Origin of the sequence: Bittarella sp. HCP28S3_D9 (genome assembly GCF_052065655.1) — a bacterium.
GTDB classification, from domain to species: domain Bacteria; phylum Bacillota; class Clostridia; order Oscillospirales; family Ruminococcaceae; genus Bittarella; species Bittarella massiliensis.
The window spans coordinates 1-22,740 of the sequence record NZ_JBQHTP010000024.1; the positions used below are offsets into that span (position 1 = coordinate 1).

General features: G+C 65.0%; 22 protein-coding genes and 1 other annotated feature. Of the genes, 4 read left to right on the forward strand and 18 right to left on the reverse strand.

What is annotated here, in order from left to right; genetic code table 11:
• Positions 1-111: 111 nt before the first annotated feature.
• On the reverse strand, positions 112-369 hold the full coding sequence (gene rpsO / locus ACTNAU_RS11335) for a 30S ribosomal protein S15 (RefSeq protein ID WP_044992442.1): 258 nt from the start codon (positions 367-369) through the stop codon (positions 112-114).
• Between the two features lie 449 nt (positions 370-818).
• Between rpsO and ACTNAU_RS11340 the strand changes: the two genes are divergently transcribed.
• Both ACTNAU_RS11340 and ACTNAU_RS11345 read left to right on the forward strand, forming a co-directional pair.
• Positions 819-1,658: a 5'-3' exonuclease gene (locus tag ACTNAU_RS11340; protein WP_185915926.1), complete on the forward strand. Its 840-nt coding sequence runs from the start codon at positions 819-821 to the stop codon at positions 1,656-1,658.
• Between the two features lie 98 nt (positions 1,659-1,756).
• Positions 1,757-2,332, forward strand: coding sequence for a cyclase family protein (locus ACTNAU_RS11345; RefSeq protein ID WP_256136130.1), 576 nt, complete (start codon positions 1,757-1,759; stop codon positions 2,330-2,332).
• Positions 2,333-2,681: 349 nt separating this feature from the next.
• On the opposite strand, the gene ribF is transcribed toward ACTNAU_RS11345, so the two are convergent.
• From ribF to ACTNAU_RS11420, 15 genes are all read right to left on the reverse strand, one after another.
• Positions 2,682-3,602 carry a riboflavin biosynthesis protein RibF gene (gene ribF, locus ACTNAU_RS11350; RefSeq protein ID WP_441098487.1) on the reverse strand — a complete coding sequence of 307 codons (921 nt, stop codon included), beginning with the start codon at positions 3,600-3,602 and terminating at the stop codon, positions 2,682-2,684.
• Between the two features lie 3 nt (positions 3,603-3,605).
• Positions 3,606-4,481 (reverse strand): tRNA pseudouridine(55) synthase TruB, encoded by an 876-nt coding sequence (truB, locus tag ACTNAU_RS11355; RefSeq protein WP_441098488.1) that lies wholly within the window; start codon positions 4,479-4,481, stop codon positions 3,606-3,608.
• On the reverse strand, positions 4,482-5,429 hold the full coding sequence (locus tag ACTNAU_RS11360) for a DHH family phosphoesterase (protein WP_441098489.1): 948 nt from the start codon (positions 5,427-5,429) through the stop codon (positions 4,482-4,484).
• A gap of 117 nt (positions 5,430-5,546) precedes the next feature.
• Entirely contained in the window at positions 5,547-5,933 is a 387-nt protein-coding gene (gene rbfA / locus ACTNAU_RS11365; RefSeq protein WP_185915930.1) for a 30S ribosome-binding factor RbfA, read from the reverse strand.
• 73 nt (positions 5,934-6,006) lie between these two features.
• Positions 6,007-8,325 (reverse strand): translation initiation factor IF-2, encoded by a 2,319-nt coding sequence (gene infB, locus ACTNAU_RS11370; RefSeq protein ID WP_441098490.1) that lies wholly within the window; start codon positions 8,323-8,325, stop codon positions 6,007-6,009.
• Positions 8,318-8,653: a L7Ae/L30e/S12e/Gadd45 family ribosomal protein gene (locus ACTNAU_RS11375; RefSeq protein WP_021658651.1), complete on the reverse strand. Its 336-nt coding sequence runs from the start codon at positions 8,651-8,653 to the stop codon at positions 8,318-8,320. The genes infB and ACTNAU_RS11375 overlap by 8 nt, the downstream gene beginning before the upstream one ends.
• Positions 8,643-8,915 (reverse strand): RNase P modulator RnpM, encoded by a 273-nt coding sequence (gene rnpM, locus ACTNAU_RS11380; RefSeq protein ID WP_021658652.1) that lies wholly within the window; start codon positions 8,913-8,915, stop codon positions 8,643-8,645. Before rnpM ends, ACTNAU_RS11375 begins: the two co-directional genes overlap by 11 nt.
• Before the next feature lie 75 nt (positions 8,916-8,990).
• Positions 8,991-10,088, reverse strand: a complete 1,098-nt coding sequence (gene nusA / locus ACTNAU_RS11385; RefSeq protein WP_185915932.1) for a transcription termination factor NusA — start codon at positions 10,086-10,088, stop codon at positions 8,991-8,993.
• Positions 10,085-10,609 carry a ribosome maturation factor RimP gene (gene rimP / locus ACTNAU_RS11390; RefSeq protein ID WP_059004467.1) on the reverse strand — a complete coding sequence of 175 codons (525 nt, stop codon included), beginning with the start codon at positions 10,607-10,609 and terminating at the stop codon, positions 10,085-10,087. The genes nusA and rimP overlap by 4 nt, the downstream gene beginning before the upstream one ends.
• Positions 10,610-10,835: 226 nt before the next feature.
• Complete coding sequence (locus ACTNAU_RS11395) at positions 10,836-11,375, reverse strand: stage V sporulation T C-terminal domain-containing protein (protein WP_021658655.1); 540 nt, start codon at positions 11,373-11,375, stop codon at positions 10,836-10,838.
• A gap of 180 nt (positions 11,376-11,555) precedes the next feature.
• Positions 11,556-12,740, reverse strand: a complete 1,185-nt coding sequence (locus tag ACTNAU_RS11400) for a hypothetical protein (RefSeq protein WP_185915934.1) — start codon at positions 12,738-12,740, stop codon at positions 11,556-11,558.
• A gap of 256 nt (positions 12,741-12,996) precedes the next feature.
• Positions 12,997-13,248: a binding site (T-box leader), on the reverse strand.
• 1,583 nt (positions 13,249-14,831) lie between these two features.
• Positions 14,832-15,956 (reverse strand): putative glycoside hydrolase, encoded by a 1,125-nt coding sequence (locus ACTNAU_RS11405; RefSeq protein WP_441098491.1) that lies wholly within the window; start codon positions 15,954-15,956, stop codon positions 14,832-14,834.
• A 153-nt stretch (positions 15,957-16,109) separates the two neighbouring features.
• Entirely contained in the window at positions 16,110-16,718 is a 609-nt protein-coding gene (locus ACTNAU_RS11410; RefSeq protein WP_185915936.1) for an Rnf-Nqr domain containing protein, read from the reverse strand.
• A gap of 3 nt (positions 16,719-16,721) precedes the next feature.
• A complete protein-coding gene (locus tag ACTNAU_RS11415; RefSeq protein ID WP_185915937.1) occupies positions 16,722-17,402 on the reverse strand; it encodes an Rnf-Nqr domain containing protein in 681 nt (226 codons plus the stop codon).
• A 25-nt stretch (positions 17,403-17,427) separates the two neighbouring features.
• The gene (locus ACTNAU_RS11420; protein WP_441098492.1) at positions 17,428-18,384 is read right to left on the reverse strand and encodes an RnfABCDGE type electron transport complex subunit D; all 957 of its coding nucleotides are present in this window, start codon (positions 18,382-18,384) and stop codon (positions 17,428-17,430) included.
• 45 nt (positions 18,385-18,429) lie between these two features.
• Here ACTNAU_RS11420 and ACTNAU_RS11425 point away from each other — a divergent pair, with 45 nt between their 5' ends.
• On the forward strand, positions 18,430-18,966 hold the full coding sequence (locus tag ACTNAU_RS11425) for an adaptor protein MecA (RefSeq protein ID WP_216400963.1): 537 nt from the start codon (positions 18,430-18,432) through the stop codon (positions 18,964-18,966).
• Positions 18,967-19,030: 64 nt separating this feature from the next.
• On the opposite strand, the gene rpe is transcribed toward ACTNAU_RS11425, so the two are convergent.
• Entirely contained in the window at positions 19,031-19,726 is a 696-nt protein-coding gene (gene rpe / locus ACTNAU_RS11430) for a ribulose-phosphate 3-epimerase (RefSeq protein WP_441098493.1), read from the reverse strand.
• 140 nt (positions 19,727-19,866) lie between these two features.
• Between rpe and ACTNAU_RS11435 the strand changes: the two genes are divergently transcribed.
• The gene (locus tag ACTNAU_RS11435; protein ID WP_441098494.1) at positions 19,867-20,997 is read left to right on the forward strand and encodes an aldo/keto reductase; all 1,131 of its coding nucleotides are present in this window, start codon (positions 19,867-19,869) and stop codon (positions 20,995-20,997) included.
• 232 nt (positions 20,998-21,229) lie between these two features.
• Here ACTNAU_RS11435 and ACTNAU_RS11440 read toward each other — a convergent pair whose 3' ends face one another.
• Positions 21,230-22,690 carry a S1C family serine protease gene (locus tag ACTNAU_RS11440; protein ID WP_441098495.1) on the reverse strand — a complete coding sequence of 487 codons (1,461 nt, stop codon included), beginning with the start codon at positions 22,688-22,690 and terminating at the stop codon, positions 21,230-21,232.
• Positions 22,691-22,740: the final 50 nt, after the last annotated feature.

The window sequence follows — 22,740 nt, forward strand, 5'->3', positions numbered from 1 at the left end:
CCCCCCCCCCCGCCCCCCCCCCCCCCCCCCCCCCCCCCCCCCCCCCGCTCCTGCAAAAAAAGGCCCCTGGCCGATAGTGGCCAGGGCCCTCTCTGTTTTTTTGATCGTCGCCTACTTGCGGATGCCCAGCTCTTTGATGATGGCGCGGTACCGCTCCACATCGACCTTGGTCAGGTACTTGAGCAGGTTGCGGCGCTTGCCGACCATCTTCAGCAGACCCCGGCGGGAGTGGTGGTCGTGGGGGTGCTCTTTCAGGTGCTCGCTCAGGTGGTTGATGCGGGCGGTCAGAAGGGCGATCTGCACCTCCGGCGAGCCGGTGTCTTTCTCATTGACGCGGTATTTGGCGATGAGTTCCTGTTTGTTTTCCATGTCTTTCACCTCATTGTAAAATTTGCGCCGCAAAACTTCGCAGTGGGCAGGTGAACTCCCCGTTTCGGGGCATGCCCCCAGAGCCAAGTAATGGGTCACACAGTTGTTAGGATACCACAAACCAGGGCTGTTGTAAAGCAAAAATCCAATCTTTTCCCGGCGTTCGCCGGCGGGGAACGGCCCCCTCCTCCCCCTCCAAAAAAGGGAGGGGGAGGGGCGTTGCCAAGGGCCCGCCCCTCTGCTATAATGGGGGCAGAAGCAGTTTCTTCCGGCCGGGCGGCCGGACCCTAGAGATAGGTATGATCGACATCATACCTGTCTTTTTTTATCCCCCCGCCGGCGGGGGGACAGAGAAAACCGCCCCGCCCCCCCTTTTGCGCTGGGGGACGGAGGCGACCGCAGGGCCGAACGGCGGCCCACATCACCTTTTGATCGGGGAGGGCGAAAAGATGGAAAAAATCGTCGTCGTGGACGGGCACAACCTGCTGTTTCGGATGTACTATGGGATCCCCGCCTCTATTTTAAACAGGGAGGGGCGGGAAATCAAGGGGCTGGTGGGCTTTTTGGGGAGCCTGAAGAAGCTGGCCGAGCAGTTTGACCCCTGCGCCCTGGCCGTCGTCTTTGACAGCGAGACCAGTTGGGCGGGCAATCTGGCCATCGACAGCGGCTACAAGGCCAACCGCCGCGACTGCGCCGACGTGCCGGAGGGGGAGAACCCCTTTGCCCAACTGCCCCTCATCAAAAAGGCGCTGGACTACCTGGACATCCCCCACCGGGAGGCGGAGGGGGTGGAGGCCGACGACTTCATCGCCTCCCTCGTGGCGCGGGAGGGGGCAGCCGGGCGAGCCTGCACCGTCGTCTCCACCGACTCCGACTTCATTCAACTGGTGGACGGGCGCACCACCCTCTACGTTCCCCGGGGGAAAAACAGCGTCCTCTTCGACTGCCGGCGGGTGAGGGAGCGGTTTCAGATCGCGCCCGGGGAGTACGTCCTCTACAAGGCCCTGGTGGGGGACAAGAGCGACAACATCGAGGGGGTGCGGGGGATCGGCCCCAAGACCGCGGCGGCCATTCTGCACAGCGGGGGGATCGCCCCGTACATCGCCGCCCAGCCCGCCTCCAAAACGGCGGGCATCCTGCGGGAAAACCGGGACAAAATTGCCCAGAACGAGCGGCTGATCGCCCTTGACCGGACACTCGACACCGGGGCGCTGGTGCCGCGGCGGCCGAGCCCCGCCCTGCGCGAGCGCAAGACCTACGAAATCATCGCCGCCATCGGCGAACGGTAGGCCCGGCACTTTTTTGCCCCAAAAGTGCCGCCGCCCCTGTACAGGGGGGAAACTCTCTGCTATGCTGGAGAAAAGAAAACGGAAAGGCGGCGCTTGCCATGCGTCTGATCGACATCTCCCACGAACTGCTCTCGGCCCCCCTCTACCCGGGCGACCCGCCGGCCGAGACCCGCCAGACCCTCAGCCGGGCGCGAGGGGACGACTGCAACTGCACCCAAATCACCACCTCGGTGCACAAGGGCACCCACACCGACGCCCCCTGCCACTTCACCGACTCGCCGGTCTCCATCGCCGACATGCCGCTGGAGCACTACATCGGCGAATGCCTGGTGGTCAGCTATCCCGGCCAGACTGTGGGCGACACCTGGCTGCGGGAGCTGGACACCCAGGGCTGCTCCATCCTCCTCGTCAAGGGGTTTGCCTTTTTCAGCGAGAACGCCGGCCCCATCCTCCGGGAGAAGGGGATCATCACCCTGGGCACCGACGCCCTCTCGGTGGGCCCGGTGGGCGGGGAGAAACCGCCCCACCAGAGCATCCTCGGCGAGGGGATCGCCATCATCGAGACCCTCAAGCTGGAGGGGGTCGAGCCGGGGCGCTACTTCCTCTCGGCCGCCCCCGTCAAGATCGCCGGCAGCGACGGCGCGCCGGTGCGGGCCGTTCTGATCGCCCCCTGACCCGCCCGGACAATACGATTTGTTGTTTTTATAAAAATAATACAGGCAGGCGTATCATCCGCCTGCCTGTATTTTTATTTTGCAGCTTTGACACCCAGCCTCTCCCCGGTTTGACCGGAGGAGCGCAAACGGGCTTTGGCAGAAGCCCCTCCTGAAAGAATGGGCGCCGAAGAGGCAAAAAGCGATTTGAAGGGGGGTAAACGGCGCGAAACGGCGTCCCACCGGGGGCGATGGGGGCAATGGGGGGCGGGGCGATGCCAACATCCCGGCGCCCCTCTCTGGGGCAAAGGCCGGAGCACGCCCTTTTCGGCCGGCAGATACCGCCCGTTGCCCTGGCGAGGTCCACCTCTCAGCCGTTTTGGGCGAAGTAGTCCCGGGCGCTCTGCACGTCCCGGGCAATCTGTTCCCGCAGCGCCTCCACCGAGGCGAACTTCTGTTCCCCCCGCAGAAAGTGGAGCAGCTCCACCCGTATCTCGGCCCCGTACAGGTCACCGGAAAAGCCCAGCAGGTTGGTCTCGGCCACCGGCCACTCGCTCCCCACCGTGGGCTTGACCCCCACATTGGTCACCGAGGGCCACCAGCGCCCGGCCGCCCGGGTGCGGGAGACATAGACCCCGAAGCGGGGCTGCACCATCCCCTCCTGCAGTCGCTGGTTGACGGTGGGGAACTGGAGGGTGCGGCCCAGGTGGTTGCCCTGGCCCACGCTCCCCTCTACAGCGAAGGGGTAGCCCAGCAGCCGGCCCGCCTCCTCCACCTCGCCCTGGGCGATGAGGGCGCGGATGCGGGTGGAGGAGACCTCCCGCCCCGCCAGCCGGAACTCGGGCACCACCTCCACGGCGATGCCCAGGGGGGCGCAGAGGCACTTGAGGGCGGCGGCGTCCCCCGCCCCGCCCCGGCCAAAGCGAAAGTCGTAGCCGCAGGTCACCGCCCGGGCCCGCAGCCGCAGGTGGATCACCTCGGCCACGAACTGCTCGGGCTCCATCTGGCGAAAGCTGGCGAAGTGGGGGGTGAGCACCAGCTCCACCCCGGCGCCCGCCAGCAGCCGCTCCTTGGCCGCCTCGGTGAGCAGCTGCCCCTGCAGGGCCCGCTCCCCCTTGCGGCCCCCCTCGGCCACAAAGGTGAAGACCGCCGGGCGCAGCCCCTTCTCCCGGGGGGTGCCCACCGCCCGGGAAATCACCTCCATGAGGCCCCGGTGCACCCCGTCAAAGTACCCCAGCGCCACCGAGGTCTGCTGCAAACTGCAAAAGTCCAGTGTTGCCGCCACTTCCATCGGCTATCTCCCCCCTAAAAACAGGCGTTTGATCCGCAGTTGTCCCCCGTCTTGCAGGGCGACCCCCAAAAAGCCGTCCGGCCCAAAGACCCGGTACTCGCCGGGCTGCGGGCTGCCCACCTGCTCGGCCCGCAGCCGCACCCCGTTGGCAAAGAGGCGGGCAAAGTGGGCCGAGAGGGAGAGCGCCGGCAGGTGGGCGAAGGCCGTCTCCACCGGCAGCAAAAGGGAGGCCAGCTCCTCCCGCTTGGCCTGGGCCTCTTCCAGGGTGATGCATTCTTTCAGGGTGTAGGGGCCGGAGCGGGTGCGCACCAAGTCGGTGAGCACCGCGCCGCAGCCCAGGGCCTCGCCCAGGTCGCTCACCAACGAGCGCACATAGGTGCCCTTGCTGCAGAGGATGCGCAGGGTGTAGCTGTCCCCCTCGCCGTCCAGCAGCTCCAGCTCCTCTATGGTGATCCGGCGGGGCTTGCGCTCCACCTCGATGCCCTGGCGGGCCAGGTCGTAGAGCCGCCGCCCCCCCACCGACACCGCCGAGTACATGGGGGGCAGCTGCTCCTGCTCCCCCGTGAAGCGGGGCAGCAGGGCCAGCACCTCCGCCCGCCCCACCCGCACCGGCCGGGTCTCCAGCAGGGTGCCGGTGCGGTCCAGGGTGTCGGTGGTCCGGCCCAGCAAAAAGGTGGCCCGGTACTCTTTTTTCTGGCCGGGCACCATGTCCACCGCCCGGGTGGCCGCGCCGAAGTAGAGGGGCAGCACCCCGGTGGCCATGGGGTCCAGCGTCCCCCCGTGGCCGATCTTCTTGCAGCGGGCGATCCCCCGCATCTTGGCGATCACGTCAAAGGAGGTGAACCCCTCCGGCTTGTTGACGCACAAAATCCCGTCCATCTAGTGCAAAAACTCCTTTGCCAGTTGGTGGATGGTCTCCACCGCCTCGTCCGCCGTGCCGCGGACGGTGCAGCCCGCGGCGCGGATGTGGCCGCCGCCCCCCAGCCGGGCCGCCAGGGCCGAGGCGTCCACATAGCGGGAGGTGCGCACGCTCACTTTAAAGAAGCCGGGTTCCCGCTCCCGCAGGGTGACCCCGATCTCCACCCCCTCCACCTGGCGGGGCAGGGCGGTCAGCCCGTCAAAGTCGGCCGGGCCGGCCCCGGCCTCGGCGATGGTCGCCAGGTCCATCACCGCCACGGCCAGCCGTCCGCCGCAGAAATAGCGGATCGAGCGGATCAGGGCGCTCTCGGCCGCCAAGCGCCCCTGGGATTTGGTGTCGAAGATCGCCCGGTTGATTTCGGCCGCGTCGGCCCCCCACTCCATCAGCTCGGCGGCGATGCGGTGGGTGCGGGGGGTGGTGTTTTGGTATTTGAAGCAGCCGCTGTCGGTGGCGATGCCGGTGTAGAGGCAGTCGGCCAGGTGGGGGTCGGGCGCCAGCCCCCACTCCTTTGCCAGGGCGAAGATGACCTCGGCGGTGCCGGCGGCCTCCCGGTCCAAAAGCAGCCGGCGGGCGTACCCGGTGTTGGAGATGTGGTGGTCGATGCAGAGGTCCACCGAATCGCCGTACTGCGCGCAGAGGCGGCCCATCAGCTTGGCGTCGGCGATGTCCACCGCCACCACCAGGGCGGGGTCGAACGGCTCCTCCCTGTACCCCCGCAGGAGGGGTTTGAACAGCTCCGGTATCTCGTCCGGGCAGAGCACACGGGCCCGCACCCCCAGCTTTTTCAGGCAGAAGTACAGCCCGTACCCGCTGCCCAGGGTGTCCCCGTCCGGGCTCTGGTGGCAGAGGATCAGCACGTCCTTTGCCCCCTTGAGCAGGTCTGCCGCCCCTTTTACCGTCATCTCCATCTCCAACGTCTCCCCCTTTGATAGGGCCCCTCCTCGGGGCCGGTTTTGGGCGCGCCGACGAGGAAGGGCCGCCCCGCCTGTGCGGGGCGGCCCCTAGGTCTCGCCGGAACACCTCTGTCAATCGGACTCGGTCTGGTCCTTCTGCCGGTTCTGCCGGTCCTTTTCCCGGATGTCGTCCAGCTTTTTGAAGATCTCGCTGCTGTAAGCGATGGAGTCGTCGGCCACGAACCGGAATTCCGGGGTCCGGCGCAGCCGCAGGCGGTTGCCGATCTCCCGGCGGATATAGCCGGCCGCGCTCTCAAAGCCCTTGACGGCCTCCCTCGCGTCCTCGATCCCGTCGAGGGACGAGACGTACACCGTGGCGTAGGACAGGTCGCTGGTCACCTCTGCCTTGACGATGGAGATGACCCCGTGCTTGATGCGCGGGTCTTTGAGGACCCGGATGATGTCCACCAGTTCCTTCTTCACATCTTCAGAGATGCGGTTTACCCGAAAGGATGACATGGTTTCCCCTCCCTATCCCCGGCCGCCCGGTTGGGGGCGGCCGGGGCAGATTGCGGCGCGGGTCGCGCCCCTATTAGTCTTCTCTGTATTCCTCCATCATATAAGCCTCGAAGAAGTCGCCTTCCTTGATGTCGTTGAACTTCTGCAGGCTCATGCCGCACTCGTAGCCCTGGGCCACCTCTTTGACGTCGTCTTTAAAGCGCTTGAGGCTGGCCAGCTCGTCGTCGGCAATGATGATGCCGTCCCGGACCACCCGGATCTTGGCGCCCCGGAGGATCTTGCCCTCGGTCACGTAGCAGCCGGCCACCGCGCCCACGTTGGAGATGCGGTAGACCTGACGGATCTCGGCCCGGCCCAAGTCCACCTCGCGGATCTTGGGGGCCAACATCCCCTTCATGGCCGACTCCACGTCCTCGATGGCGTCGTAGATGACCCGGTAGAGCCGCAGGTCGACCCCGGCCTCTTCCGCCCGGTTCCTGGCCAGGGGGTCGGGGCGGACGTTGAAGCCGACGATGATGGCGGAGGAGGCCTCGGCCAGCATCACGTCCGACTCGGTGATGGCGCCCACCGCGCCGTGGATGACCCGCACCTTGACCTCGTCGTTGGAGAGCTTCTCCAGCGACTGGCGCACGGCCTCCACCGAGCCCTGCACGTCGGCCTTGACGATGATGGAGAGCTCTTTGGACTCGCCCTGCTCGATCTGGCTGAACAGGTTTTCCAGGGTGACCTTCTGGTAGGAGTTGAACTGCTCCTGCTTCTGCTGGTAGCGGCGCTTCTCCACCAGCTCACGGGCCAGCTTCTCGTTCTCGACGGCGTTGAAGTCGTCGCCCGCGGCGGGCACCTCGGCCAGGCCGGTGATCTCCACCGGGGTGGCGGGGCCGGCCTCTTCCAGGCGGCGGCCGTTCTCGTCGGTCATGGCCCGCACACGGCCCACGGCGGTGCCGGCGATCACCACGTCGCCCCGGTGCAGGGTGCCGTTTTGCACCAGCACGGTGGCCACCGGGCCGCGGCCCTTGTCCAGCTTGGCCTCGATGACGGCGCCCTTGGCCATCCGGTTGGGGTTGGCCTTGAGCTCCTTGACGTCGGCGGTCAGCTGCACCATCTCCAGCAGGGTGTCGATGCCCTGTTTGGTGGTGGCCGAGACAGGCACGCAGATCACGTCGCCGCCCCACTCCTCGGGCACCAGCTCGTACTCGGTGAGCTCCTGCATCACCCGGTCGGGGTTTGCCTCGGGCTTATCCATCTTGTTGATGGCGACGATGATCGAGACCCCGGCGGCCTTGGCGTGGTTGATGGCCTCCACCGTCTGGGGCATGATGCCGTCGTCGGCGGCCACCACCAGGATGGCGATGTCGGTCATCAGGGCGCCGCGGGCGCGCATGGCGGTGAACGCCTCGTGCCCGGGGGTGTCGAGGAAGGTGATCTCCCCGTCGCCCACCTTCACCTTGTAGGCGCCGATGTGCTGGGTGATGCCGCCGGCCTCGGTGGAGGTGACGCTGGCGTGGCGGATGGCGTCGAGCAGGCTGGTCTTGCCGTGGTCGACGTGGCCCATGACCACCACGATGGGGCTGCGGGTGACCAGGTCTTCGTCCTTGTCCTCCTCCTCTTCAAAGAGGCGCTCCTCGATGGTGACCACCACTTCCTTCTCGGGGGCGCAGCCCAGCTCGCTGGCCACCAAAAAGGCGGTGTCGTAGTCGACGGTGTCGCTGATGGAGGCCATGACCCCCAGCCCCATCAGCTTTTTGATGACGTTGGCGGCGGTCATCTTCATCCGCGCGGCCAGCTCGCCCACGGTGATCTCGTCGGGGATGAGCACCTTCAGCGGGGTCTTTTTGATGTTCTCCATCCGCAGCCGCTGCAGCCGCTGGGCCTCGGTCTCCACCTTCTTGCCGCCGCGGAAGCCGCCCCGCCGTCCCCGGCTGGTGAACTTCTGCTTGGTGACGGCGTTCTTGGTCTTGGGGGTCTGGGGGGCGATGCGGTCGTACTTCTCGTTGAATTTGTCCAGGTTGACGTCCACCGTCCGGGTGTCCACGTGCCGCAGGGTCTTGGCCTGTTTGGCGATCTCCTCGGCGGCCTTCTCGGCCTCGGGGTCCTGCACCACCGGCAGCTTGACCGTCTGCAGTTTCTCCTTGGGCTTTTTGGGCTTGGCCGCCTTCTGGGGCCGGGCCTTGGGCGCCTCTTTCGCGACGGGCTTTTTCTCCAGGTAACTGTCCAGGTTGGGCAGCTGGTTGCGCTCGGTCAGCTTTTCAAAGAGGTAGCTGAGCTGCTCGTCATCCAGGGCGCTCATGTGCTTTTTGGTCAGGTCGGCCTTCCCCTCCATAATCTCCATCAAGTCCTTGCTGGGCAGGCCCATATCCTTGGCCAATTCGTGGATGCGATGCTGTTTAATCATATACACAGTCCTCCTCGTTCGTACAGGTCAACAGGTTTTGTATGCTGGCGGCAAAGGAATCGTCGTCCACGCTGAGGACGGTGTACTCCTTGCCCATTCTCTTTGAAAGGTCCCCGCGGCCGACGGGCAGGTCTCTGCAGGAGACCCCTTCCCTGCCGCAAAAAAACCGAACTTCCTTGGCGGTTTTGGGGGAGCAGTCGGCAGCCAGCAGACAAAGCCGGCTCGCTTTGCGCACCAGCGCCTCTTTGGCGCTGTCAAAACCCATGGACAGTTTTCCCGCCTTTCGGCAGAGGGACAACATATTCAGCAGTTTCTCTCTACTCTCCATGGGCTTCTATCTCCGAGAGCAGGGTTTCATAGACGTCCTCCGGGATGGGCGCGCTCAGCGCCCGCTCCAGCCGCTTGGCCTTTTGGGCCTTTTTCAGGCAGCCGGCGCTGGGACAGAGGTAGACCCCCCGCCCGGGCTTTTTGCCCGTGGTGTCCAGGGAGACCTCCCCCTCTTTGTTGCGCACCACCCGAATCAGTTCCCGCTTGGGCTTCTGTTCGCCGCAGCCGGCGCACATCCGCATGGGGACCCGCTTTTGAACCATCTCTCTTCACCCTTCTCTGCTCAAAAAAACACGCGTTTGCCCGCCTGCGCGGGCCCTTGCCGGCAAACGGGGGGATCAGCCCTCTTCGCCGCTGTCCTGGGCGGGGGCCGGGGTCTCGTCTTCGTCCTCGCCGTAGAATCCGCTCTCGGGGCGGATGTCGATCTTCCAGCCGGTCAGCTTGGCCGACAGGCGGGCGTTCTGCCCCTTGTTGCCGATGGCCAGGGAGAGCTGTCCGTCGGGCACCGAGACCCGGCAGGTCCGCTGCTCCTCGTCCAAGATCTCCACCCCGACCACCTGGGCCGGGCTCAGCGCCTCGCTGATGAAGGCCACCGGGTCCTCGTTCCAGCGGACGATGTCGATCTTCTCGCCCCCCAGCTCGGCGACGATGGCCGCCACCCGGGAGCCCTTGGGGCCGATGCAGGCGCCCACCGGGTCCACGTCGGGGTTCTTGCTCCAGACGGCCATCTTGGTGCGGCTGCCCGCCTCGCGGGAGACCGCCTTGATCTCCACCGTGCCGTCGTAGATCTCGGGCACCTCCATCTCGAACAGGCGCTTGACCAGGCCGGGGTGGGTGCGGGAGATCATGATCTTGGGCCCGCGGTCGGTGGCCAACACGTCCACCACGTAGACCTTGACCCGCTCGCCCTCGTGGAGGACTTCCCCCTCCACCTGCTCGGAGCGGACCAGCACCGCCTCGTTCTTGCCCAAATCGACGGTGACAAAGCCCTTGAGGGGGTCCACCCGCAGCACGGTGGCGGTGATGACCTCGTGCTCCTTCTCCTGCATGTCGCGGACCATCAGCCCCCGCTCCGCCTCGCGGATGCCCTGGCGGATGACGTGCTTGGCCGTCTGGGCGGCGATGCGGCCGAACTCCTTGGTCTTGAGTTTGATTTGGATGGTGTCGCCGATCTTGGCGCTCTTTTTATAGGACTGGGCCTGTTCCAGGGTGAGTTCGGCGGTCTCGTCCTCCACCTCTTCCACCACGGTCTTGACCAGGTAAACGTCGAATTTGCACTTTTCGGCGTCGATGTCCACCAGCACGTTGTCGCCGCAGTTGTAGTCCTTCTTCACGGCAATCACCACGGCGGCCTCGATCTTCTCCAGCAGGTAGTCGGCGGGAATGCCCCGCTCCTTCTCCAGCAGGGCCAGCGCTTCAAAAAATTCGGTGTTCATCTTTTCTCCATTCCTCCGTCCTCATCTTCACTGTCGGCAAACGCCTCTTCGGTGTCCACGGCGTTGACCTTGGCCGTCTGGGCCAGGTCGATCTCCACCGTGCCGCCGCCTTCCAGCGCCAGGGTCAGCAGGGCCCCTTCCTTCTTCACCAGTTCCCCCACCAGCTCCTTGCAGCCGTCCAGCGGGCGGATCATGGTCACCCGGACGGGCTCGCCCAGGTAGCGGGCAAAGTGCTCATCCCGGGTGAGCGCGCGCTCGATGCCCGGGGAGGAGACCTCCAAAAAGTAGCTCTCGGGGATGGGGTCGGCCTCGTCCAGCAGGTCACTGACCCGGCGGCTCACCGCCTCGCAGGTGTTGAGGTCGATCCCCTCGGGGCGGTCGATGACCACCCGCAGGAACCAGTCCGACCCCTCTTTGAGATAGAGGACGTCCCAGAGTTCCACCCCCAGCTCCTGGCAGATGGGCTGGACCAGCTCGCGCACCAGGTTGGCGGTCTTGCCGCCGGAAGTTCGTTTTGCCACAGCAGTGCCTCCCTTATTTTCTGTGGAGGGGGACCCGCCTGGGCCCCATAAAAATGAAAGAGCGGGAAACCCCACTCTTTCAACCTCACTTATAAAACCTTACTGTGTTATTCACTATACCACATCCCCCGCCCCATTGCAAGGGGCTTTGGGGCAAAAAGCGGGGTAAACATCCCTTTTTTGGGGTGTTTGCCACTCCCAAATGCCGCTTTTTCCCCCGCTGGGGTCAGCCCTCGATCTGGCGGCCCAAAAAGGCGGCGCCGGCCACCGTCAGCTTGCACTCGGCCTCGGTGGCCGAGGCGGTGCCATCGCCCTGCAGCAGCACCGCGTAGCCCACCACGTCCCCGTTGCTGAGGATGGGGGAGGCCGTCTGGGCCTGGCGCTCCAACCCCTCCACCGGGCGCAGCACCTCGCCGCCCTTCTCCCAGAGGTAGTTTTTGCGGCCCTCCCCCAGCTGTTCCAGGGCCGGGGCCACCCGGCGGTCGAGCACCTCCTTCTTGGAGATGCCGCCGGCGGCGATCACCCCGTCGGTGTCGCAGATCAGGGCCGGCAGCCCGGTGGTCTTGGCCAACACCTCGGCGCAGACGGCGGAGAAGGTGGACATCTCCCCCATGGGGGAATACTTCTTAAAGATGACCTCCCCCCCGTTGTCGGTGTATATCTCCAGGGGGTCGCCCTCCCGGATGCGCAGGGTCCGGCGGATCTCCTTCGGGATCACCACCCGCCCCAAATCGTCGATTCTCCTCACAATTCCCGTTGCCTTCATCTGGCTTTTCCTCCCATGTCAAAACTGGCGTTATCCGCGGCGCCTCCTGGCGTCTGCGGGAAATTTCACATTGCTAGTATTTGCACGGCAGGTTATTTTATGCCAAAATCCCTTCCTCGCGCAGACGAAAGCAGGCCATTTTTTCCGGCGAAAAAACGGCCTGCTCTCCCAATCGAACAGTTATGCAAAAATCATGGGCGCCACCACCCCGGCCAGCACCACCGAGGCCACGCTCACGGTGGTCACCCCGGCGATGAGCATTTTGGGCAGCACGTAGTCGGTGAGGCGCTGCACCTCCTGCTCGGTGTAGTCGCCGCCGTCGGTGACCCCCTGGACGACCTCCATGGCCACCGTGTAGGTGATGGGGTAGCCGAACATGCAGGAGAAGCCCGCCGCGATGGAGAGGGCGGGGCTCCACTTGAATATCTTCCCCACCACCACCGAGAAGACGGCGATGCCCAGCGCCGAGATCAGCAGCATCCCAAAGACCGGCACCAAGATGCTGGCAAACTGGGAGAAGGACATGGTCAAAAAGCTGACCGAGCAGTAGGCGTAGGTGGCCAGCAGGATCACCCCGTCGCCCCCCGCTTTGGCGAGGGCGTTTTTGTCCACCACGCCGGTGGCTGAGGCCAGCGCCCCGAAGAGGAGGTAGACGATGGTGGCGTTGAGGCCGGTGGCCGAGGCGGCCAGTTCGGCCAACCCCGCCACCAGGGCCAGGCGGGCAAAGTGGGCGAAGGGGCTGTCCAGGCCCTTGGGGGTCTTGGGGAGGAAGTGGAGGTCGATGCGGCGGCCGCCCTCCTCGGCAGCCCGCTTCAGGTTGCCCTCAGAAGCGTACTTGGTGGCCGCCTTCTTTAGGCAGAAGGAGGAGATGGGCAGGCCGACGATCACCTGCAGGGCGTTGACTGCCGCCACGTAGGAGGCCACGTCGGGCCGGCCGGCGGCGGTGGCCGCGTCGCTGGTGATGATGGTGGCCACCACCCCGCCGGAGACCGGGGGCAGCGCCGAGAGGGCCAGTTCCCGGCCAAAGATGAGCTGGCCCAGGGTGAAGCCCAGCACCAGAATGCCGATCACCGCCGCCAGGGCCACCAGGATGGTCCTCCACTCCTTTTTCAGCTCGTTGAGGTCCAGGGTGGAGCCCAGGTTGGTGAGGATCAGCCCCATGCCAAAGGTGGGGATGATGGCGTTGAGGCCAGAGGTGTCCATCAAGTCGGCGGGCAGCACCTTGAGCACGCCGCCGAAGAGCACGAAGAGCACGATGGCGACGATGAAGGCGGAGATGATGCCCTTGGTTTTGCGGGCCACCAGGTCGCCCAGGGCAAAGACAATGGCGACCACGGCAAAGGCCAGAATGGGGGTAAAGGTCATGGTTGTTCAGTCCTCCTCAAAAATTGGTTTCGGGTGTCTGTGGGCGGGCGTTTTTCCCCGCCATCGAAACACCGGCAAGACCCCGGCGGCGCGGCTGTTCATCCCTCTCTCCCCCTTCTCACGGGCCTTGCGCGGCCCGACTCGACAGATGCGGTGGCGACGGTCCTTTGCCGGGCAAGAGCGCACTTGCGGCCCCCTTTTGCGGCCGCCCCCTCGATTTCCACGGCAATAAAAAATCCCCTGTCCCAGCAATTTCTGCTGGGACAGGGGAATCACTCTCCTGCGGTACCACCCAAATTGGCGTCTAAGCGCCCACTCGCTCCGCACACCACCATGTGCGCTCCCTTGGTAACGGGTGGAGGTCCCGTCGGGCACTACTCGGCCGTCCGCCTTTCGTCCCGCCCTCATGAGTCCATTCAGTCCGGCGCCTTGCCCGCTGCGCTCTCACCGCCCGCAGCTCTCTGGAAGGGAGCACTCCGCACCTACTCTTCTCAATCAACGGTTTTCTGGAATATGGTGTCATTCTACTCCGCCCCCGCCGTCTTGTCAAGGGGGAAAATCGTCCTCTTTGGCGCTCGCCGCTCGGTGGGGCGGAACGGGCAGGCACTGCCTCCAGGAGCGCCGGGTTGCACTGCAGGGGTCTGGGGGAGCACGAGCGGCTGCGCCGGTCAGGCCCTGCGTCAAAGCCACCCCATAAGGGTCGGAAGGCCGGCCTACGGGTCTCTTCCCCTTCCCCTGCCGCCCAAATTGCGCCGGACAGGGGCCGCTGCGGCGAAGGGAAAAAAGCGGTCACCCGCCCCTCACTGCGCCGGCTCCGGGGAGAAACTGCCCCGAACACCCCGAGGGCCCGCCAGAGCGGGCCTGCAACTGGATGGGGCGGGGAAGGTGTTTTCCACCAAACGCCTCTCGACTGTAGGGCAGTGGGATGAGGCGGCCAAAAGGAAGACGACCCTTAGGCCGCCCCGGCGCATCGGCACCGCGCCGCTTCCTCCGCGCCCCGACCCAATGCGGCCAGAGGGCACCTACAATAGAAGGTGCGGGGGAGTGGATTTTCCAGTGCGCTGTTGGATTTACGAGGGGTGCGGAACTGTCTCCTCCTTTTCGGGAATGCTCACCCCATCGGACACATGGTAAAGGGGGGCGTAGCTACCTTGCTCTCCAAGACCGCCCAAATTGTGCCCGCATCACACTGTCCCCCCATACCCCGACTTAATGCAATCGGGGCGCGCCTGTAAAAAATGCGCTGGATGGGACTTTCCCGGCGCACTGCCGGATTGAAATTTGTAGAAAAGGATGGAACCGTCTCCTCCTGCCCAATACGCCCGACCTGTCGGGTGCACGGTAGAAGGGGCGGGACCGTCTCTCCGGAGCCGTCCGCGTCATGTCAACACTGCGCCGTCCCCTACGCCCCGACTTGATGCGACCGGGGCACACCCACAAAAAAGCGTACTGGGGGAGGATCTCCCGGCGCGCCGTTTGATTTGGACTTATGAGAGGGGCAAGGTCGTTCCCCCTACTTGAAAATGTTTCCCCTGTCAGGCGCACAGTGGGGAGGAGACGTGATTGCCCCGCTCTCCAGGGCCGTTCACACTGTGCCCACACCCCGCCGTCTCCCTATGCCCCGACTTGATGCGACCGGGGCACACTCACAATATCGGGATGAGATTTTCCCGGTGCGCTGTTTGATTTGAATTTACGAGAAAAGGCGAAACCTTTTCCTCCTGCCCGGAAACACCACCCCAACGGATACACAGTAGGGAGGGGACATAGTTGTCTTGCCCTCCAGAGCTATCTGCACTTCCTCCCGGTTCGATACAGTTAGAACGCCCCTATAAAACGCATCGAGGAGAAGGACTTCCCCAGCACTCTTGAATTTACGAGAGGCACAAAACCGTCTCCCCCTGTCCGGAAACGCTCCCCCGTCGGGCGCACAGTGGGGAGGAGAGGAGACATGGCCGCCCCGCCCTCCAAGGCCGTTCACACTGTGCCCACACCCCGCCGTCCCCCTATGCTCCGACTTGATGCGACCGGGGCACGCCTACAAAAAACGCGCCGGGGAAGTCCTTCCCTGGCGCGCTGTTTGATTTGAATTTACGAGAGGGGCGGGACCGTCTCCTCCTGCCCGGAGACGCTCACCCCGTCGGGTGTGCAGTAGAGGGGGGACGTGGCCGTCTTGCCCTCCAGGGCCGCCCGCACCGCGTCGGCCACCTCCTGGCGGGAGGTGCCGGCCGCCACGGTGAGTTCCCCCACCTTGGTGCCGTTGGGCACGCCGGTCTCCCCCACGTCCACGTAGAGCCGGTCGGCCTTCAGGGCCCGGTAGTCCACCCCGTTTACCTGTTCGGCCAACATCCAGGGGCTGGCCGGGTAGTAAAGGCTCAACTCGGCCCCCGACTCCTTGGCGCTCTGGGCGATCCCATTGAGGGAGGCCTGCAGCGCCTGCTGGGCGGTAGTGCCGCCGGAGAGGCCATAGCCCGCGTCCTTCAGGAAGGCGGCCACCGGATAGGTGGCGTCGGCGAGAATGATCTCCTTGACCCCCTTCTGCCCCAGTTCGGCGCACAGGGCCTTCAGGTAGGTCTGGGCGCTTTGGGCATTGGGGTTGAGCCAGGGTTTGCCCCCGGCCTTAGCGGTGTTGTCCAGCCAGAGGACCCCTGCCTGGTTTTTGTAGAGGACCGCCGCGGTCTTGTCGTAGCGGGAGACCAGGGGGTCTTTAAAGGCCGACAGCTGGGCCGCCACCTCGATCCCCTTTTCCGAAAAGATGCTGACCACCCGGTCCAGATCGATGCCGCCGGCCGCCACTGCCCCGGCCGCCTGGGCGGTGGCCACCCCGGTGTTGTAGTGCACCAGCCCTTCGCTGTCCTTGAGGGGGAGCACCGCCCGGGTGACACCGGCGGCCTCCAGCCGCTGGGCGGTCTCGGCGATCTTGGCCTCGTCGGCGAGGTCGCTCAGGGAGACCCTGGCGTAGACGGGGGTCTTCTCCTCCTGGGGCGGCGCCTCCTCCTCGCCGGTCTGGCCCGGGTCCTGCGCCGGTTGAGAGGTGGGGGGCTTCTCCCCGGTATAGACGCCGTTTAGGAAGTTGACCAGGGGACGGTAGGCGGCAAAGCCCACAAAGGCGAGCACCACCAACACTGCGCCCCAAATGGCGATATTTCGGATCAGGTTTCGGTTGCTGCTGCGGTAGATCTTGTCGTAGCGCTTGATTTTGTATCGCTTCGCCATCCGCCTGACTCCCTCCTTTTTGCCCGCTGTTCGGGCGCTGTGATCAGCCGTGATAAGTATACACCATTTTTTTGACGAGGTGTGCAAAATGCAAAAGGGTTTAAAAAAATTTCATAAATTGGCCGTCTGCCGGCCCCATTTCGCCCTTTTCCCCTAAAAACTCAGCTGGTAGCCGGTGAACCCATAGATGCAGAGGCTGAGGATGCCGATGTAGAGCAGCGTCACCGGCAATCCCTGAAAGGAGGCGGGGACACTGCGGTTTTTCAGCTTTCTCTGCCCCTCGGCCACGATGAGGGTGGCCAGGGTGTAGCCCGCGCCGCTGCCCAAACAGAAGCCGACGGTCTGGGGCAGGGAGAACACCTGCCCGGAGCAGAGCATCAGGGTGCCCAGCACGGCGCTGTTGAAAGTGGCCAGGTGAAAGTGGGGGCGCACCTTGGTCTGCCACTTGACAAAGCGGGGGATGCGGATGCGGCGGGCGATCCCCGACAGGGCAAAATAGACCGCCACCATGCATAGGATGAACAGGAGCGGCTTGTAGATGTAGGCGTTGACGTCCTGCTGCAGGGGGAAACTCACCAGATAGGTGAGCAGCGAGGTGAGGGTGACCGAGAGGGTGGTCAGGCAGCCAAAGGTGACCATGGCCCCCATGTCGTCCACCAGCAGCAGCGTCCGCTCCACCCCCAGGGCGCGGGAGAAGAGGGCGTTTTCCGCAAAGATGGCCAAAATGACCGAAACCAGCATGTTTGCTGCGACCTGTGCCATGGCTTACTTCCCCTCCTTTTTGTTGATCCAGTGGCGGAAGCTGTTGTTGAGAAAGCGAAAGCCCGCCGCCAGCACGGCGATGAGGAAGAACCCGAAGAAGGGCAGGGCGATGGAGCGGGAGACCGGCACCACCCCTTTGAGGGTGACGCCCCAGAGCCGCCCGTAGGCCAACACCTCCCGCAGGGCGCCCACCACGCAGACCACCAGGGTAAAGCCCAACCAGGTGCAAAAGAGGTCCAAAAAGGTGTAGCGGTCCACCCCGAAATGGGTGTAAGAGCTGCACTTGGTCACCACGATCGAATCCACGATCAGGATGGGCAGGTAGATGCCCACATTGGTGGAGACAAAGGGAAACATCTGCGACAGCCCGTAGGCCACCGGCACAAAGAGCAGGGCCCCCAACAGCGCCGTGAGGATGGTGCGGTAGACTGCGTCCACCTTTTTAAAGAGCAGGCTGCCCAGGAGGATGGTGGGCACCACCACTCCCAGAAAGCCCAGGGAGAGGATGACCCCCGCCTTGAGCGACTGGGTGGCCACGATGGCCGGCGCCAGGGCCAGCCCCTGCATCAAAATCGGGTTTTGGGAGAAGATCCCATCCACCCGGCCCAGGTCGTCCTGGTGGCGGCCGAAAAAGAGGCGGCCCCGCTCCTTCCAGGCGCGAAAGCGCCGCTTGAATTTGGTCACAGTTGCTTCACTCCTTTCCGCGCCCTCACTGGGAAATCACCCGCAGGCCGCTGTTGCGACTTTGGAACCAAGCCACCTTGCGGTCGATGAAGGCGGCCATGGCATTGGAGGCGATGGCGGCAAAACAGATCCCCATCTCAAAGGCGCCATAGTAGCGAAAGAGCATGGTGATCACCCCGAAGAGGGCCCCGTAGATCAGCCGGGACAGGGGCTGCTTGGGGGCGGTGATGGGGTCGGTCACCACAAAGAAGGCCGCGAAGACCAGGGTGCCCGAGAGCAGTTCCAGACAGGCCGCGTCCAGCCGGGTGGTGTGCAGCCGGGGGAAGAGGTAGGAAAAGAGGGCGCAGGCCCCCAGGAAGGAGACCGGCAGCCGCCAGTCGACCGCCTTTTTCACAAAGAGGTAGACCGCCCCCGAGAGGACCACCAGCGTCCCCACCGCCCCCAGAGGGCCGGGGTAGTTGCCGATGAGGAATTCCATCTTCTCCACAAAGGGCACCCCGCCGATCTTCATGGTCTTGAGGGGGGAGTCCACCAGCACCGCGCCCTTGTGCAAAATCAGCGGCACGCTGGTGAAGGGCAGGGGATAGGAAAACATCCATTCCGGCCAGAAGAGGGCCAAAAAGGCACCGCCCACCGCCGCGGGGTTGAAGATGTTGTTGCCGTAGCCGCCAAAGGCGTTTTTGGCCAGCACAATGGCCACAAAGACGCCCACCACCGCCAGCCAATAGGGGGCGCTGGCGGGGAGGAACATCACCAAAATGGCGCCGGTGACCATCCCCGAGATGTCGTGGCGGTCGAATTTTTCCTGCCGCATCCGGGCGGTGAGGGCGTCGAAGAGATAGGAGAACGCCATCGACACCGCCAGCAGGAGGAGGGGGCGAAGGCCGTAGGTGATCACATTCATGAGGAAGATGGGCAGCATTGCGATGAGCACGTCTTTGGACAGCGCATACCGCCGGTAGAGGGGGGAGGACCGATCCATGGAGGACTCCTTTCCGGTTGTGAGAAGTGGGGGGATGGGACAGCCATGACCATTGAGAGGATAGACGCCGACCGCTGGAAGATCGCCCTGGAGGCCGCCGAGTTGCGGGCCCTGCAGATCGGCGAGGGCTGGCGGCCCGAGGGGGAGCCGGCCCGGCAGGCCATCGCCCGGCTGCTGGCGCGCATTCAGCGGGCCACCGGGCTGGCCCCGCTGCGGCCGGAGGCGCTCTCGGTCGAGCTGCGCCGCCAGGGCGAGGGGGCGGAGCTCTACCTCACCGGGCTGGCGTCGGGCGCGCCGCCCCAGCTGTGGGAGTTTGCGAGCCTGTCCCACCTGGCGCAGGGGTGCGCGGCGCTGCTGCGCCAGGCCGGGCCGGGGCGCTTTGAGAGCGCCCTCTTCGCCCGCGAGGGCCGCTACCGGCTGCGGTTGGCCCCCTGCCGGGGGCAGTCGCCCCGCCCCCTCTCCCTATTGGGGGAGTTCGGGCGGCCGCTGCCGCCGGGGGGCGTGGCCGACGCCGCCACCCGGGAGCACTGGCGGCCCCTGGCCGGGCAGCAAGCAGTGGAACAGCTGGCCAGGTTGGCCTGAAAGAGAGCGGCGGCAGGCGGGGGTCACCCCGCCCGCCCCCGCTTTTTGGCGCGCGAGAGGGCGATTAGAGGGCGCTCTCGCCGGCTGCCCGCAGGGCCCGCACCGCGGCGGTGCGGTCGGGTTTGTCGAAGATGGCCGAACCGGCCACCAGCACGTTGGCGCCGGCCGCCGTCACCAGCGGCGCGGTGCCCGCGTCGATGCCGCCGTCCACCTCGATGTCCAGGGAAAGCCCCAGCTCCTCGGCCTTTTTGCGGATGGCCTCGATTTTGGGGAGCATGTCGCCCATGAACTTCTGCCCGCCGAAGCCGGGTTCCACCGTCATCACCAGCACCATGTCCAGCAGGTCCAGGTAGGGGAAGACCGCCTCGGCCGGGGTGCCGGGCTTGACCGACAGGGCCGCCTTGATGCCGTGGGACTTGATCTTGGCGATGGTCTCGCCCACGTCGCTCTCGCTCTCCACGTGGAAGGTGATCAGGTCGCTGCCGGCGGCGGCAAAGTCGTCGATGTAGCGCAGCGGCTCGGAAATCATCAGGTGCACGTCAAAAAAGAGGTCGTTTTTCGGCCGCAAGCACTTGACGATGGGCGCTCCCAGGGTCAGGTTGGGGACAAAATGGCCGTCCATCACGTCGATGTGCAGCATCTCGGCCCCGGCCTCTTTCATCTGGGCGCACTCGCTCTCCAAATTGGCAAAATCACAGGACAAGATCGAAGGTGAAATTTTCAGCAAGGTGGGTAACCCCTTTCTGCAAGTCGCATTCATACAGATATATTGTATAACAAAACCGCCCGGCCGTCAATTTTGCCGGCGCCGCGGCGCTTTCCTTTGCAATGGTCCGGGCGATGGTGTATGATAAGGGCGAATCTGTGGGGATTTCCCACGCCATTAGGGAGGAATGACACGTGCAAAGGAGACAACTGGGCAACCTCGAACTCTCCACCCCGCTGCTGGGTTTCGGCACCATGCGCCTGCCCCTGCAGGAGGACAAGAAGACGGTTGATTTTGAGCGGGTGCAGCAGATGGTGGACTGCGCCATGGAAAACGGGGTCAACTACTTCGACACCGCCTACCCCTACCACGACGGCACCTCTGAGGAAAATGTGGGCCGCGCCCTGGCCAAGTACCCCCGGGACAGCTACATCCTGGTGGACAAACTGCCCATCTGGGCCTGCAAAGAAAAAGAGGACATGCAGAAGGTCTTTGACACCCAGCTGGCGCGCTGCGGGGTCGACTACTTTGACATCTACCTGCTGCACGCCGTCAGCCACGAGAACTACGACGACGCCGAGCGGCTGGGCGCCTACGACTTCATGCGCCGGATGCAGGCCGAGGGGAAGGTCCGCCACGTGGGCTTCTCCTTCCACGACTCCCCCGCCTTTTTGCAGCGGGTCCTCGCCTCGCACCAGTGGGACGTGGCCCAGATGCAGCTCAACTACGTGGACTGGTCGCTGCAGCACGCCGACGAGCAGTACCGCCTCTTCACCGAGGCCGGCGTCCCCCTCATCGTCATGGAGCCGGTGCGCGGCAGCTTTTTGGCCAAGCTGCCCGAGGCGGCGCAGGCCCCCCTGCGCGCCTGCCAGCCCGACTGGAGCGACGCCGCTTGGGCCCTGCGCTGGGTGGCGGGCCACCCCAACGTGCGGGTCATCCTCAGCGGGATGTCCGATTTGGCGATGATGGAGGAGAACATCGCCACCCTCAAAGACGCCGCCCCCCTCGCCGAAGAGGAGGAGCGCGCCCTGGCCGAGTCCCTGGATGAGCTGAGCAAGGTCACCGCCGTCCCCTGCACCGGCTGCCGCTACTGCATGCCCTGCCCCTTTGGGGTGGACATCCCCCGCATCTTCGCCCTCTACAACGATTACAAGCGGCACCAGAACCAGTTTTTGGTCAAATCCATGTACCAGCGCTTCACCCCCGCCGAAAACCGGGCCGACCAGTGCCGGCGCTGCGGGGCCTGCATGAAGCACTGCCCCCAGCACATCGAGATCCCCGACCGACTGGCCGAGATCCACGCCGAGATCCAGGGGCTGGAATAGGGGGGTTCCCCAAAAAAAGCGGGGGGCGGCGAACATTAGCCGGCCCCCCCCATCTATCTCAACGAGGGCCCGCATGCCGGACCTCGACAGTCCCATCCTATGCCCCTTTCGGGGGGGCCGTTCGGCAAATGAGGGGAGCGCGCAGGATCTGCCCCCCCCCCTCGCCCTTTCCCCGGGCAAAAAGGGCCCCTCTCGGGGCCCTTTGCGGAGAAAAGATCGGTCAAAAAATCATTCAGCTCACCTTGGAGCGGGCGGACTGGTTGACGACGGCGTTGGGCACGTCCTCCTTGAGGGTCACCACCACCTCGAAGGTCTTGTCGGTGCCCGACTGCTGGGACCGGTAGATGGTCAGCTTCACCTCGTCGCCCGGCTTGCAGTTTTTCAGCTGCGCCTGCAGGGCCTCATAGCTCTCGGTGCTCTCGCCGTTGAACTTGCGGATGATGTCCCCCGGCTGCACGCCGGTGCCCTCCAGGCTGCTGCCCTGGTCGATGCTCTTGATGTAGAGGCCCTTGGGCAGCCCGTTGAGGCGGGAGGTGGTGTCGTTGATCTCGATGACCGTGACCCCCAATTTTACCCGGTCCTTCACGTAGCCGTTTTGGATCAGCCCGTCGATGATGGGCTTGGCCTCGTTGATGGCGATGGCAAAGCCGATGCCCTCGTACTCGGTCTTGGCGATCTTGGAGGAGTTGATCCCCACCACCTGGCCGTACATGTTCACCAGCGCCCCGCCGGAGTTGCCGGGGTTGATGGCCGCGTCGGTCTGGATGCAGTGCAGCGAGTAGCCGGTGGAGCCGCCCACTGTCCGGTTGACCGCCGAGACGATCCCCTTGGTGACGCTCCCGGCCAGGCTGGGCCCGCCCGGGTTGCCGATGGCCAGCACATCCTCGCCCACCTTCATCTGGTCGGAGTTGCCAAACTCAGCGTAGGTCAGGTTCTGGGCCTCGATCTTCACCACCGCCAGGTCGGTCTTGGTGTCCGTCCCCACCACCTTGCCGGTGTACTCCTCGTCGTTTTCCAGGGTGACGGTCAGGCCGACCGCCCCCTCCACCACGTGGGCGTTGGTGATGATGTAGCCGTCGGCGCTCATGATGATGCCCGAGCCGTAGCCACTGGCCTCCACCGTGCTCTGCTGGCTGTAGACGGCGATCCCCACCACCGCCGGTTTCACCTTGGTGGCCACCTGTTCGGTGGTCATCTTTTCGCCGCTCTTGGCATCATCGCCGTCGTCTCCGTCCTCAGGGCGGTTTTGGATGGTCACCCCCGCCTGGGAGCTGCCCCCCTGGCCGCCGGAGCCCTTCTGGGAGTTTTTGTAGAGGATGTTGGCCCCCACCAAAATGCCCGAGAGGGCCAGCACGCAGCAGAGGATGACAGCAAAGGCCACCGCCCCCCTGCCCTTTTTGGGCTTTTTGTCCGGCCGTTTGCCCCCCGGGCCGCCGGAGGATGCGTACCGGTCGGGGTCAAAGACAAAGGGCTGCGCCCCGCCCGGGCCCGCCGGCCGGTAGGGGGAGTAGGGGGACTGGCCGCCCGCCTGTGCGCCGCCGCCCGCAGGCGGGGTCTGGGGGCGATGGCCGCCCGGTTGCTGCTGCCCATAGGGCCCGGGGCCGGGAATGCTGGAGCCGCCCGGCCCGCCCGCGGGGGAAGCGCCGCCGGTCTCGTCCCGGGGCGTTTCGGGATTTTGTTGGTTATCAAACATGGAGAGGCCTCCTAATTTTGAATAGTACGCTTTTGATTGTACCAATAGGA